Genomic DNA, 12,444 nt, shown 5'->3' on the forward strand with positions numbered 1-12,444 from the left:
GTAACGACAGCAACCAAGGAAACCGTGTGGCCGGAGAAGTTGACAATCGCGTTAGCGGGGGAGCCGGCCAACGGCACCGAGCACTCCCGAATCGCCGTTATCCGCATCTACCCGGTCTTGGCGAACAGCACCGCCTGCTCGAAGGGAGTTGCACACCGTAATCCAACCCGCGCCGCCAACCGACATCAACCCGGTCGGCAACTACACCCTGTAGTGCAGCTCATTGGGGCGGCTGGGACACTGGTCGGCATGGGCAGCACCGACCACGCCGTTGCGGGCCGTAAGGGCCACGCAACGACGTCGGCGCAGCTGTTCCAGGACGCCTGCAGGCTGATTCCGGGCGGGGTGAACTCCCCGGTGCGTGCGTTTACGGCCGTCGGCGGCACACCCCGCTTCATCACCGAAGCGCGCGGCTGCTGGCTCACCGACGCCGACGGCAACCGCTACGTGGACCTGGTCTGCTCGTGGGGTCCGATGATCCTCGGGCATGCCCACCGGGCTGTTGTCGACGCCGTCACCAAAGCTGCCGCGGGAGGCCTGTCGTTCGGCGCGCCGACGCCGGCGGAATCCGAATTGGCCGCCGAGATCATCGCGCGAGTGGCTCCTGTCGAGCGGATACGGCTGGTGAACTCCGGCACCGAGGCCACCATGAGCGCCGTCCGGCTGGCCCGTGGTTTCACCGGACGCGCCAAGATCGTCAAGTTCTCGGGCTGCTACCACGGGCATGTGGACGCTTTGCTGGCCGACGCGGGTTCGGGCGTGGCGACTCTGGGTCTGCCGTCCTCGCCCGGGGTCACCGGTGCCGCGGCGGCCGACACAATCGTGTTGCCGTACAACGACATCGAGGCCGTCCGCGAGACATTCGCACGCTTCGGCGAGCAGATCGCCGCGGTGATCACTGAGGCCAGCCCCGGCAACATGGGCGTCGTCCCGCCCGCGCCCCGTTACAACGCGGCGTTGCGCGCTGTTACCGCCGAGCACGGTGCGCTGCTGATCGTCGACGAGGTCATGACCGGCTTCCGGGTCAGCCGAAGCGGTTGGTACGGAATCGATCCGGTTCACGCGGACCTGTTCACGTTCGGCAAGGTGATGAGCGGCGGACTGCCCGCCGCGGCATTCGGTGGCCGCGCCGACGTGATGCAGCGGCTGGCGCCGCTGGGCCCGGTGTACCAGGCCGGCACGCTGTCGGGCAATCCCGTCGCGATGGCCGCCGGGCTGGCGACCTTGCGGGCCGCCGACGACGCCGTCTACTCCGCGCTGGACGCCAACGCCGACCGGCTCGCCGGGCTGCTGTCCGATGCGTTGACGGATGCCGGTGTGCCACATCAGATTCCGCGAGCCGGAAACATGCTCAGCGTATTTTTCGCCGAGGCGCCGGTGACCGACTTCGCATCGGCGCGGGCCAGCCAGACCTGGCGCTATCCGGCGTTCTTTCACGCTCTTCTTGATGCCGGTGTGTACCCGCCGTGCAGCGCATTCGAGGCATGGTTCGTCTCCTCTGCCCTGGATGACAGCGCGTTCGGCCGCATCGCCGAAGCCCTTCCTTTTGCCGCTCAAGCCGCCGCGCGGGAGGACATACCCTGATGGCCGAACAGACCCGGATCCACATGGTGCGTCACGGCGAGGTCTACAACCCCGACGGCATCCTCTACGGGCGCCTGCCCGGATACCACCTCTCGGAGCTGGGCCAGGCGCAGGCCCAGGCGGTCGCGGACTTCCTGGCCGACCGAGACATCGTCGCGGTGACCGCCTCGCCGTTGCAGCGGGCCCAAGAGACCGCCGCGCCCATTGCCGCGCGGTATGACCTGCCTGTGGACACTGATCCGGATCTGATCGAATCGGCGAACTTCTTCGAGGGCCGCCGCATCGGCCCGGGCGAGGGCGCCTGGCGCGATCCGCGGTTCTGGTGGCAGCTGCGCAACCCGTTCCGGCCGTCGTGGGGTGAGCCCTACACGCAGATCGCGGACCGGATGACGACCGCCGTCGATAAGGCGCGGGCGCGCGCGGCGGGTCATGAGGCGGTGTGCGTCAGCCATCAGCTGCCGGTATGGACGCTGCGGCTGCGTCTAACCGGTAAGAAGCTCTGGCATGACCCGCGGCGTCGACAGTGCGCGTTGGCGTCGGTGACCACTGTGGTCTACGACGGGGAGCGATTGGTCGACATCGAGTACGCCCAACCGGCGGCGCCATGACCGCCCGGCGGTGGCTTCTCGCCATGCTGGTTCTGCTGGTGACCGGATGTTCCGGACGCGATGCGGTCGCCCAGGGTGGCACGTTCGAGTTTGTGTCGCCCGGCGGCAAGACGGACATTTTCTACGACCCGCCCGCCAGCCGCAGCCACCCCGGGTCGCTATCCGGTCCGGATCTGGCGGATCCGTCGCGCACCCTTTCGTTGGATGACACGGGCGGCCCTTTCCAGGGCCAGGTTGTCGTCATCAACGTCTGGGGGCAATGGTGCGGACCGTGCCGCGCCGAAGTGACCCAACTGCAGCAGGTGTACGACGCCACCCGGGGCTCGGGGGTGTCTTTCCTGGGGATCGACGTCCGCGACAGTAGCCGCCAGGCGGCGCAGGACTTCGTCACCGACCGGCATGTGAGGTATCCGTCGATCTATGACCCACCGATGCGTACGTTGATCGCGTTCGGCGGCAAGTACCCGACCACCGTCATCCCGTCCACGCTGGTGTTGGACCGACAGCACCGGGTCGCGGCGGTGTTTCTGCGCGAGCTGCTGGCCGAGGATCTGCAGCCGGTGGTGCAGCGGGTCGCCACTCAGAACGCTGCGGCGGGGCAAGCCCTGCCGGGACCGCAGTGACCGGGTTCGCCCAAATCGCCGCCGCGGGACCGCTGCTGGTGGCCCTGGGTGTGTGCGTGTTGGCGGGCCTGGTGTCGTTCGCCTCACCGTGTGTGGTGCCGCTGGTGCCGGGCTACCTGTCGTATCTCGCGGCGATCGTCGGGGTGGACGAGGCGGGCACGGGTCCGGTGAAAACGGCCACCCGGTGGCGGGTCGCGGGATCGGCCGGGCTGTTCGTGGCGGGATTCACCACGGTGTTCGTGCTGGGCACCGTCGCTGTGCTGGGCATGACCACCACGCTGATCAGCAACGAGCTGCTGCTGCAGCGAGTCGGGGGCGTGCTGACCATCGTGATGGGGCTGGTATTCGTGGGTCTCATCCCGGCGATGCAACGCCAAATCCGGTTCAGCCCCAAGCAGTTGACGACGGTGGCGGGTGCGCCGCTGCTGGGTGCGGTGTTCGCGCTGGGCTGGACGCCCTGCCTGGGGCCGACGCTGACCGGGGTGATCACCGTGGCATCGGCCACCGCGGGCGCCAACGTGCCGCGCGGCATCGCGCTGGTGATCGCCTACTGCCTGGGGCTGGGGATTCCGTTCGTCGCGTTGGCTTTCGGTTCGGCGAGGGCGGTCGCGGGCCTGGCCTGGCTGCGCCGGCACGCCAGGGGCATTCAAGTGTTCGGCGGTTTGTTGCTGATCGCCGTCGGCGCGGCGCTGGTCACCGGGGTGTGGAACGACTTCGTGTCCTGGCTGCGTGACGCCGTCGTCTCCGATGTGAGGCTGCCGATTTGAGCGCGCCGGAGGTGGCGCCAGAGGTGGCGCGAGCAGACGCAAAAGCACCCCAAAATCGGCGATTTTGGGGGCTTTTGCGTCTGCTCGCGGCAAAGGTGCGCAACACCTGGCGGTCGCTGACGTCGATGGGGACCGCGCTGGTGCTGCTGTTCCTCCTGGCGCTGGGCGCGATACCCGGCGCCATGCTGCCGCAGCGCAGCCTCAACGCCGGCAAGGTCGACGACTACCTGAGGGCGCACCCGACGATCGGGCCCTGGCTGAACGCGGTGCAGGCCTTCGATGTGTTCTCCAGCTTCTGGTTCACCGCCATCTACGTGCTGCTGTTCGTCTCGCTCGTCGGCTGCCTGACCCCACGGATGGTCGAGCACGCCCGCAGCTTGCGCGCCGAACCGGTGGCCGCCCCGCGCAACCTGGCCCGGCTACCCAAGCACGTCGAGGCGCAGGCCGCCGGCGGCCCGCACGAACTGGCCGCCACCATCGCGGGTCGGCTGCGGGGGTGGCGCACGGTCACCCGAGACAGCGGCCAAACCGTCGAGGTGTCCGCCGAAAAGGGCTACCTGCGCGAGCTGGGCAATATCGTGTTCCACTTCTCGCTGCTGGGCCTGCTGGTCGCGGTGGCCGTCGGCAAGCTGTTCGGCTACGAGGGCAACGTCATCGTGATCGCCGACGGCGGCCCCGGCTTCTGCTCGGCGTCGCCGGCGGCGTTCGACTCGTTCCGCGCAGGCAATACGGTCGACGGCACGTCACTGCACCCGATATGCCTGCGCGTCAACGACTTTCAGGCGCACTACCTACCGTCGGGGCAAGCCACCGCGTTCGCGGCGGACATCGATTACCAATCGGGGAATGACCTGACGGCCAACAACTGGCGGTCCTACCGGTTGGAGGTCAACCATCCGCTACGGGCCGGCGGTGACCGGGTTTATCTGCAGGGCCACGGCTACGCTCCCAGCTTCACCGTTACGTTCCCGGACGGGCAGACCCGCACGTCGACCGTGCAGTGGCGCCCCGACAACCCGCAGACCCTGCTCTCGTCGGGCGTGGCCCGCATCGACCCGCCCGCAGGCAGCTATCCCAACCTCGATGAACGCCGTAGACACGAGATCGCGATCCAGGGCTTGCTGGCCCCGACGGAACAACTCGACGGCACCCTGCTGTCGTCGCGCTTCCCGGCGCTGGACGCCCCCGCAGTGGCGATCGACATCTACCGCGGCGACACCGGCCTGGACAGCGGGCGTCCCCAGTCGTTGTTCACCCTGGATCCCCGGCTGATCGACCAGGGCCGGCTGACCCGGGAAAAGCGGGTCAACCTGCGCGCCGGCGAACAGGTTCGGCTCGACCAGGGGCCGGCGGCCGGCACGACCATCCGGTTCGACGGCGCCGTCCCGTTCGTCAACCTGCAGGTCTCCCACGACCCCGGCCAGACCTGGGTGCTGGTTTTCGCGATCACGATGATGGGCGGTCTGCTGGTGTCGCTGCTGGTGCGCCGCCGCCGGGTGTGGGTACGTCTCACCGGCGATGGCGGTACGGTGAGCGTCGAGCTGGGCGGCCTGGCCCGCACCGACAACTCCGGATGGGGCGACGAGTTCGAAAGGCTGACCGAGCGGCTGCTGGCCGGCCTGAGCGAATCCGACGCGCCCGTACCGACCGGGTTGCCGCAGAAGGCCGGAAGGGACCTCTCGTGAACACCACACACGTCAACGTCGGCCTGGCCAGATACTCCGACTGGGCGTTCACCTCGGCGGTCGTTGCGCTGGTCGTCGCGCTGCTGCTGCTTGCCTTCGAGCTCGCGTACGTTCGGGGACGCAAACTCGAGCCGGCGGCCGTGCCGGCCGGATCGGTGACCGGCGACAGCGACACGCCGGGCATCGTCGCGAGCACGCCGCAGCGCCCGTTCGACGAACGCGTGGGGCGGGCCGGCCTGGCCGTCGTCTACCTCGGCATCGGGTTGCTGCTCGCCTGCATAGTGCTGCGCGGCGCCGCCACGCTGCGGCCCCCGTGGGGCAACATGTACGAGTTCATCAACCTGACCTGTATTTCCGGGTTGGTGGCCGGCGCGATCGTTTTGCGCCGGCCACAGTACCGCCCGCTGTGGGTCTTCCTACTGGTCCCGGTGCTGATCCTGCTGACGGTGTCCGGCCGCTGGCTGTACACCAATGCCGCCCCGGTGATGCCCGCGCTGCAGTCGTACTGGTTGCCGATTCACGTGTCGGTGGTCAGCCTCGGTTCCGGGGTCTTCCTGGTCGCTGGCACCGCCAGCATGCTGTTCCTGCTGCGCACGTCCCGGTGGGGTGAGCAGGAAACCGAGGGCGCACTGGCCCGGACGGTGCGACGCTTCCCGGACGCGCAGACCCTGGACCGGATCGCCTACCGCACCACGATCTTCGCCTTCCCGGTGTTCGGTTTCGGCGTGATATTCGGCGCCATCTGGGCCGAGCAGGCCTGGGGCAGGTACTGGGGATGGGACCCGAAAGAAACTGTGTCGTTCGTCGCATGGGTGATTTACGCGGCGTATCTGCATGCCAGGTCAACCGCGGGATGGCGGGACAGGAGGGCGGCGTGGATCAACGTGGCGGGATTCGTGGCGATGGTCTTCAACTTGTTCTTCGTTAACCTGGTGACGGTCGGCTTGCACTCGTATGCGGGCGTGGGCTGAAGTAGCCAGACTCAAGCCTGAAGTACCCAGAATCGGCAAAATAGGGGGAGCGCCCGTGTCCGAGCATCCAGCAGCGGGTGCAGAACCGGCCCGGAGGCAGATCGATGCCGACGGCAGGAGTCACCCGACCACGCAGTTGCCGCCCCAGGTGTCCCCTCAAGTGCCGCATCAGCCTTACCCGGGCGAACCGCCCACGCCGTCCGGTGTCGAGCCGGCCACTCGGGCCTTCGCGGGATTCCGCACCGAGCGTCGACCGCCCGGCCCGGACCGCGGACCCGTCGCGCCGCCCGTGCCCGGGCCGCCGCCGGCTGCGCAAAGATCCGATGACCTGCCGCCCTGGGACGCGGCCCCGACCACCGCGGTGCCGCGGATCGACCCGACGGCGTACGGCGCCTACTACGGCGGCCCGGCCGACAGGGTGGCAGAAGCCCCGCCGCGCCCGGAACCCATCTCGCCCACGCCGTATCCCGAGCTGTCCACCAACATGCTGCTGCGGCAGCCCAAGCCCCCACCATCGGAGGGCTGGCGCCGTTTGCTCTACGTGCTCTCCGGGCGCCTGATCAACGTGGGGGAGAGCCCACGGGCCACCCGCCACAACAACCTGGTTGCCCAGGTCAACCGGCCATTGCGGGGTTCCTACCGGATCGCCGTGCTCTCGCTGAAAGGCGGCGTCGGCAAGACGACGATCACGGCGACGCTGGGGTCGACGTTCGCCGCCATCCGCGGCGACCGAGTGGTTGCGGTGGACGCCAGCCCCGACCGCGGCACCCTGAGCCACAAGGTCGCGTTACAGACCTCGTCCACCGTGCGCCACCTGCTGCGGGACGCCGAAGGCGTGGGGCGCTACAGCGATGTGCGCGGGTACACCTCGCAGGGGCCCAGCGGACTGGAAGTGCTGGCCTCAGACAGCGATCCGGCGGCGTCGGACGCGTTCAGCGCCGACGACTATGCCAAGACCATGGACATCCTGGAGCGCTTCTACGGCCTGGTGCTCACCGATTGCGGGCCCGGGCTGCTGCACCCGGCGATGTCGTCGGTCCTCGACAAGGCGGACGTCTTGATCGTGGTCAGCTCCGGGTCCATCGACGGCGCCCGTACCGCGTCGGCGACGCTGGACTGGTTGGACGCGCACGGCCACGAAGACCTGGTCCGTAACTCGATTGCGGTGATCAACGCGGTGCGGCCACGTTCCGGCAAGGTCGATATGCAAAAGGTGATCGAGCATTTCGCGCGGCGCTGCCGCGCGGTGCTGTTGGTGCCGCACGATCCTCACCTCGAGGAGGGCGCCGAGATCAGCCTGGAGCAGTTGAAGCGGCCGACGCGCGAAGCGCTGATCGAGCTCGCCGCAATTGTGGCCGACGGGTTTCCCGGGGCCCCGACCTTCAGCTGATGCGGCTTATTGGTTCCTCGCTGCTTATTGGTCCCCGTGCCCCAGCCGCCGCAAGAAGTCCGGATCGTCGTCGGGTCCGATGACGCGCGTCTTCGGTCGGTGGGCCTGTGCTCGCGCCGCGCGCCAGCCAACGTAGATCAGCGTCCCCAACACCAGGACCAGGAGCAGGTAGAGCACTCGACACCTCCTTGGAGCGAATATACCTGCGCCGTAGGCTCAAGCCCGTGTCAGAAGGGCCGAGCGACAACCCGTCTGGGACCACCGGGGATCGAGGAGACCGGGTAGTCGTCGACGTTGCGCTCTACGCGAGCGCCCGCCTGCTGTTGGTGGCGGTGGTGTTCGGCGTCATCTACGGCGTGGCGCGCGTGCTCGGGATCGGCGAATTCCCCTTCGTCGTCGCGGCGCTGTTCGCGCTGATTATCGCGATGCCGCTGGGCATTTGGGTGTTCGGCTCGCTGCGCCGACGTGCCACCGCCTCGCTCGCGGTCGCCGGTGAGCGTCGCCGCATGGAACGCGAAAAGCTGCGGGCCCGGTTGCGTGGGGAAGCTTTCCCGGATGACGAGCCTGACGAGTCCGACGAGTCCGACGAGGCTGTCGGCTAAGCGTCGCTGTGCAGCGGCATCCGCACGACCTGGGCGGCATAGGTCAGGCCGGCGCCATATCCGATCAGCAGGGCCAGATCGCCCGGCTTGGCCGCGCCGATCTCCATGAGTTCGGCGATCGCCAACGGTATGGATGCCGCTGACGTATTCCCCGAGTGCTCAATGTCGCTGGCGACGATTGCGTCCGGTCGCAACTGCAGGTTCTTGACCAGCAGATCGTTGATGCGGCTGTTGGCCTGGTGTGGCACGAACACGTCGACGTCCTCAGGTACGACCCCCGCCGCCTCCATAGCCAGCCGACCGACGTCGCCCATGCGGAACGCCGCCCAGCGGAAGACCGTGGGGCCCTCGAGTCGCACAAACGGGCGCGGGCCGCTTGGGTTTTGCGCAAAGGTGATCCAGTCGATGTCCTGGCGGATGGCATTGGCCTGCTCGCCGTCGCTGCCTGCGATCGTCGGTCCGATGCCTTGAACCGGTGTCTCGCCCACCACTACCCCGGCCGCGCCATCGGCGAAGATGAAGCAATTGCCACGGTCACGCAAATCGATTGTGGGAGAGAGCTTTTCGGCGCCAACCACCAGCATCTTGGCGGCACCGCCCCCGCGAATCATGTCGGCCGCGACGCCGAGTGCGTATCCGAATCCGGCGCACCCCGCCGAGAGATCGAAGCCGAGAACGCCCTTGGCACCCAGCCCCGCCGCGACCATCGGGGCGGCCGGCGGGGTCTGCAGGAAATGGGTGTTGGTGGTCACGATCACGCCGTCGATGTCGGATGCGGACAATCCGGCGTTGGCGATCGCCCGTCGACCGGCCTCGATCGCCATGGACGCGGCGGACTCCTCGTCGGCGGCGAATCGGCGTGACTTGATGCCACTTCGGGTGTAGATCCACTCGTCCGAGGAGTCGATGTTCTGACAGATTTCATCGTTGGTGACGACGCGCTCAGGTCGGTACGCCCCGACGCTGAGCATTCCGACGCTCTTGGCCCCACTGGCCGTGGCGATCTGTTTCATATCCGTCTCGGTCCGTCCTGCCTTCGCGCCACCCCCGCCCAACGACTGTAGGCATGTCGTCTCCGCCGCTCGCCCCGGGACCGGTTTCAGGGGACCCGGTTGTCAAGCTTGCTTGACGGCCCAGGCGTGTCAAGTTAGATTGACATCCATGAGTGAGCTGTCCGAACTGGGGATCGGATCGGCTGCCGATGAGGCGGCGAGCGCAGACCCCGCCGTCGGGCTGCGCGCGGTGCGTGCATTGCAGCGGTTGCAGGAGCGGCTGGAGGCGATCCACGTCGCCAATGCACGAGAGCAGGGATGGAGCTGGCAGGCCATTGCCGAGGCCCTTGGGGTCAGTCGGCAGGCCGTGCACCAGAAGTACAACCGGAGGAGATAACGCCATGTTCGAGCGCTTCACCCGGCACGCCCGTGTTGCCGTCGTACTCGCCCAGGAGGAGGCCCGCGAGCTGCGGATCCGCGAAATCGGTCCGCAGCACCTGTTGCTCGGCATCCTGCAGGCCGCCGGGAATGACCTGTCCGCGGTGTTGAACGGCTACGGCTTGACCCCCGACGTGGTGCGGGAGCGACTGGTCGCGGCGGCGCCGGGTGTGGACGAGTCGGGTCCGGATTTTGCCGAGGACGCCGAAGCGCTGCAAGCCATCGGAATCGATCTTCGGGCCGTGCGCGACAATGTGGCACGCACCTTTGGCGCCGAGGCGTTCGACAACGCGCTGCATAAGTCGGGTCGACGGCGCCGACGCCGCGGTCATGTTCCGTTCACCCGCACTGCCAAGAAGACGCTCGAGTTCGCGGTGCGAGAAGCGTTGGCCCACAAGGACAACGAGATCGGCTGTGAGCACCTCCTGCTGGGCATCATGCGCAGCGGCGACAAGGCGGCCGTCGGCCTGATCACCGAGCACGTCTACACCGCGCAACTGCGCGCGGCGGTCCTTGCGCTACTGGACAAGGCCGCCTAGGAAGCGGCGCCGCGGGAGGTCCCTCGGTACCGGCAACGGGTTGTCACCGGGTGCGTTTACACTCGCACACATGTTCGAAGAATTGTTGGCGGTTGCTCCGGCCGCCGGAGAGTCGGCGCTCATCGAGCGCATCGCGGAGCTCGAGCGCCTCAAGTCCGCGGCCGCGGCGGGTCAGGCTCGCGCGGCGGCCGCCCTGGATACCGCCCGGCGGGCCGCCGAGGCCGATCGTGGGGTGCCCGCGCTGCGGCGTGGGCGCGGGGTGGCCAGCGAGATCGCGCTGGCCCGCCGGGATTCCCCGGCCCGGGGTAATCGGCATCTGGGATTTGCCAAAGCGTTGGTGCACGAGATGCCGCACACGCTGGCCGCCCTGGAATCCGGGGCGCTCTCAGAGTGGCGAGCCACCCTGATCGTGCGCGAAAGCGCCTGCCTCACCGTCGAAGACCGCGCGGTGTTGGACGCCGAACTGTGCGCCGAGCCCGCGGGCCTGGACGGCATGGGCGATGCGCGGGTGGCCGCGGCGGCCAAGGCGATCGCCTACCGCCTCGACCCGCACGCCGTCGTCGAGCGCGCCGCCAGAGCCGAACACGAGCGCACCCTGACCATCCGCCCCGCCCCAGACACGATGACCTATGTGACCGCGCTGTTGCCGGTCGCTGCGGGTGTGGCGGTCTATGCGGCCTGCAAACGCGCCGCCGATGCCTGCGCTGACGGGCGCTCACGCGGACAGGTGATGGCCGACACCCTGGTCGAACGGGTCACCGGCCGGGCGGCCAGCACACCGGTGCCCGTGGCGGTCAACCTGGTGCTCTCCGACGAGACCCTGCTGGGCGGGAACAGCGCGCCGGCCGACATCACCGGCTATGGACCCATCCCCGCCGCGGTGGCCCGCGCCATGGTGTCCAGCGCGGTCACCGACAAACGCTCACGGGCCACCCTGCGCCGGCTTTATGCCCACCCGCGCTCGGGTGCCCTGGTAGCCATGGAATCGCGGGCCCGCTGCTTCCCCCGCGCCCTGGCCGGATTCATCGAGCTACGCGATCAACGCTGCCGCACCCCCTACTGCGACGCCCCGATCCGCCACCGCGACCACGCCCAACCCTGGGCCCACCACGGGCCCACCACCGCCGAAAACGGAATCGGGCTCTGCGAAAGCTGCAACTACGCCAAACAAGCAGACGGCTGGCGCGTCGACACCAACATCGACGAACACCACATCCACACCGCCCAATTCACGACACCCACGGGCAAGCGCTACCGCTCCGGGGCCCCACCCCGCACCCAAGTCGTCAGCCTCAGCGACCTCGAAATCCGCATCGGCGTCGCCCTAGCGCGACACGCCGCCTAGCGCTGGGGACGCGCTAGAAAGCGAGCGCCAATGCCACCGCGATCGCCCACACCAGCATGGCCAAACCGGTGTCGCGCAGTACCGGGATCAACGCGGGCCCGACGGCGCCGGATCGCACCGGGGCCAGCGCGCGCACGGCGAAAGGCGTGGCCACCAGCCCGACCGCACACCAGGGCGTCGCCAGCATCAGCACCAGGGTCAGTACCCCGGCGCTGCCGAGCAGCACCTGGTACAGCACCCGCGTGCGGGCATCGCCGAGGCGCACCGCCAGCGTCATCTTCCCGGACTGAACGTCGGTGGGGATGTCCCGCAGGTTGTTGGCCACCAGCACCGACGACGACAGCGCCCCGGTCGCCACGGCCAGGACCGCGCCCACCCAGTCCACCCGCAGCGCCTGGGTGTACTGCGTGCCCAGCACGGCGATCAGGCCGAAGAACACGAACACCGCGGCCTCGCCGAAGCCCGCATAGCCGTAGGGCCTGGACCCGCCGGTGTACAGCCACGCGCCGGCGATGCAGGCGGCACCCACGGCGATCAGCCAAGGCGCGCTGAACACCGCCAGCACCAGGCCGGCCGCCGCACCCACGCCGAGGCTCACGACCGCCGCGGCCAGCACCGCGCGAGGGCGAGCTAGCCGCGCCCCGACCAAGCGCACCGGCCCGGCCCGCTCGTCGTCGGTGCCGCGGACGCCGTCGGAGTAGTCGTTGGCGTAGTTCACGCCGATGATCAGGGCGACCGCTACGGCCAGCGCCAGCAGCGCCTTCCACCACACCGCGCCGTGCAGCCACGCGGCCGCGCCGGTGCCCGCGACGACCGGCGCCACCGCGTTGGGCAGGGTGCGCGGGCGCGCTCCGTTAATCCACTGCGCAAAAGTGGCCACCAAGGCATCCTGCCGCATGG

14 protein-coding genes are annotated in these 12,444 nt (G+C 68.8%); 11 read left to right on the plus strand and 3 right to left on the minus strand.

What is annotated here, in order from left to right:
• Positions 1–249 precede the first annotated feature (249 nt).
• From hemL to JO236_RS08360, 7 genes are all read left to right on the plus strand, one after another.
• On the plus strand, positions 250–1,584 hold the full coding sequence (gene hemL / locus JO236_RS08330; protein ID WP_293327190.1) for a glutamate-1-semialdehyde 2,1-aminomutase: 1,335 nt from the start codon (positions 250–252) through the stop codon (positions 1,582–1,584).
• A complete protein-coding gene (locus JO236_RS08335; protein ID WP_293327193.1) occupies positions 1,584–2,192 on the plus strand; it encodes a histidine phosphatase family protein in 609 nt (202 codons plus the stop codon). Before hemL ends, JO236_RS08335 begins: the two co-directional genes overlap by 1 nt.
• Complete coding sequence (locus tag JO236_RS08340; protein WP_293327196.1) at positions 2,189–2,815, plus strand: TlpA disulfide reductase family protein; 627 nt, start codon at positions 2,189–2,191, stop codon at positions 2,813–2,815. The genes JO236_RS08335 and JO236_RS08340 overlap by 4 nt, the downstream gene beginning before the upstream one ends.
• Entirely contained in the window at positions 2,812–3,582 is a 771-nt protein-coding gene (locus JO236_RS08345; RefSeq protein WP_293327199.1) for a cytochrome c biogenesis CcdA family protein, read from the plus strand. Before JO236_RS08340 ends, JO236_RS08345 begins: the two co-directional genes overlap by 4 nt.
• Positions 3,583–3,707: 125 nt before the next feature.
• Entirely contained in the window at positions 3,708–5,267 is a 1,560-nt protein-coding gene (gene resB, locus JO236_RS08350; RefSeq protein ID WP_293327346.1) for a cytochrome c biogenesis protein ResB, read from the plus strand.
• Positions 5,264–6,238: a c-type cytochrome biogenesis protein CcsB gene (gene ccsB, locus JO236_RS08355; RefSeq protein ID WP_293327201.1), complete on the plus strand. Its 975-nt coding sequence runs from the start codon at positions 5,264–5,266 to the stop codon at positions 6,236–6,238. The genes resB and ccsB overlap by 4 nt, the downstream gene beginning before the upstream one ends.
• A 55-nt stretch (positions 6,239–6,293) precedes the next feature.
• Positions 6,294–7,628, plus strand: a complete 1,335-nt coding sequence (locus JO236_RS08360) for a MinD/ParA family ATP-binding protein (protein ID WP_293327204.1) — start codon at positions 6,294–6,296, stop codon at positions 7,626–7,628.
• Between the two features lie 24 nt (positions 7,629–7,652).
• Here JO236_RS08360 and JO236_RS08365 read toward each other — a convergent pair whose 3' ends face one another.
• On the minus strand, positions 7,653–7,805 hold the full coding sequence (locus JO236_RS08365) for a hypothetical protein (RefSeq protein WP_293327207.1): 153 nt from the start codon (positions 7,803–7,805) through the stop codon (positions 7,653–7,655).
• Positions 7,806–7,852: 47 nt separating this feature from the next.
• Between JO236_RS08365 and JO236_RS08370 the strand changes: the two genes are divergently transcribed.
• A complete protein-coding gene (locus JO236_RS08370; protein ID WP_293327209.1) occupies positions 7,853–8,230 on the plus strand; it encodes a DUF4229 domain-containing protein in 378 nt (125 codons plus the stop codon).
• On the opposite strand, the gene fabH is transcribed toward JO236_RS08370, so the two are convergent.
• Complete coding sequence (gene fabH / locus JO236_RS08375; protein WP_293327211.1) at positions 8,227–9,243, minus strand: beta-ketoacyl-ACP synthase III; 1,017 nt, start codon at positions 9,241–9,243, stop codon at positions 8,227–8,229. The two genes, JO236_RS08370 and fabH, sit on opposite strands and share 4 nt — an antisense overlap.
• Positions 9,244–9,391: 148 nt before the next feature.
• Here fabH and JO236_RS08380 point away from each other — a divergent pair, with 148 nt between their 5' ends.
• The 3 genes from JO236_RS08380 to JO236_RS08390 all read left to right on the plus strand — a co-directional run bounded on the left by JO236_RS08380 (position 9,392) and on the right by JO236_RS08390 (position 11,544).
• On the plus strand, positions 9,392–9,619 hold the full coding sequence (locus tag JO236_RS08380; protein WP_293327215.1) for a helix-turn-helix domain-containing protein: 228 nt from the start codon (positions 9,392–9,394) through the stop codon (positions 9,617–9,619).
• A 4-nt stretch (positions 9,620–9,623) separates the two neighbouring features.
• A complete protein-coding gene (locus JO236_RS08385; protein WP_293327217.1) occupies positions 9,624–10,199 on the plus strand; it encodes a Clp protease N-terminal domain-containing protein in 576 nt (191 codons plus the stop codon).
• A gap of 70 nt (positions 10,200–10,269) precedes the next feature.
• Entirely contained in the window at positions 10,270–11,544 is a 1,275-nt protein-coding gene (locus tag JO236_RS08390; protein ID WP_293327220.1) for an HNH endonuclease, read from the plus strand.
• Between the two features lie 13 nt (positions 11,545–11,557).
• Here JO236_RS08390 and JO236_RS08395 read toward each other — a convergent pair whose 3' ends face one another.
• The gene (locus JO236_RS08395; RefSeq protein ID WP_293327223.1) at positions 11,558–12,424 is read right to left on the minus strand and encodes a 1,4-dihydroxy-2-naphthoate polyprenyltransferase; all 867 of its coding nucleotides are present in this window, start codon (positions 12,422–12,424) and stop codon (positions 11,558–11,560) included.
• Positions 12,425–12,444: the final 20 nt, after the last annotated feature.

It is taken from the genome of Mycobacterium sp. (assembly GCF_019247635.1).
Classification (GTDB): Bacteria; Actinomycetota; Actinomycetes; order Mycobacteriales; family Mycobacteriaceae; genus Mycobacterium.

Coding starts and splice junctions, on each gene's coding strand:
- resB (WP_293327346.1), top strand. CDS start 3,708: ATGGGGACCGCGCTGGTGCTGCTGTTCCTCCTGGCGCTGGGCGCGATA.
- JO236_RS08340 (WP_293327196.1), top strand. CDS start 2,189: ATGACCGCCCGGCGGTGGCTTCTCGCCATGCTGGTTCTGCTGGTGACC.
- JO236_RS08385 (WP_293327217.1), top strand. CDS start 9,624: ATGTTCGAGCGCTTCACCCGGCACGCCCGTGTTGCCGTCGTACTCGCC.
- JO236_RS08390 (WP_293327220.1), top strand. CDS start 10,270: ATGTTCGAAGAATTGTTGGCGGTTGCTCCGGCCGCCGGAGAGTCGGCG.
- JO236_RS08335 (WP_293327193.1), top strand. CDS start 1,584: ATGGCCGAACAGACCCGGATCCACATGGTGCGTCACGGCGAGGTCTAC.
- fabH (WP_293327211.1), bottom strand. CDS start 9,243: ATGAAACAGATCGCCACGGCCAGTGGGGCCAAGAGCGTCGGAATGCTC.
- JO236_RS08380 (WP_293327215.1), top strand. CDS start 9,392: ATGAGTGAGCTGTCCGAACTGGGGATCGGATCGGCTGCCGATGAGGCG.
- hemL (WP_293327190.1), top strand. CDS start 250: ATGGGCAGCACCGACCACGCCGTTGCGGGCCGTAAGGGCCACGCAACG.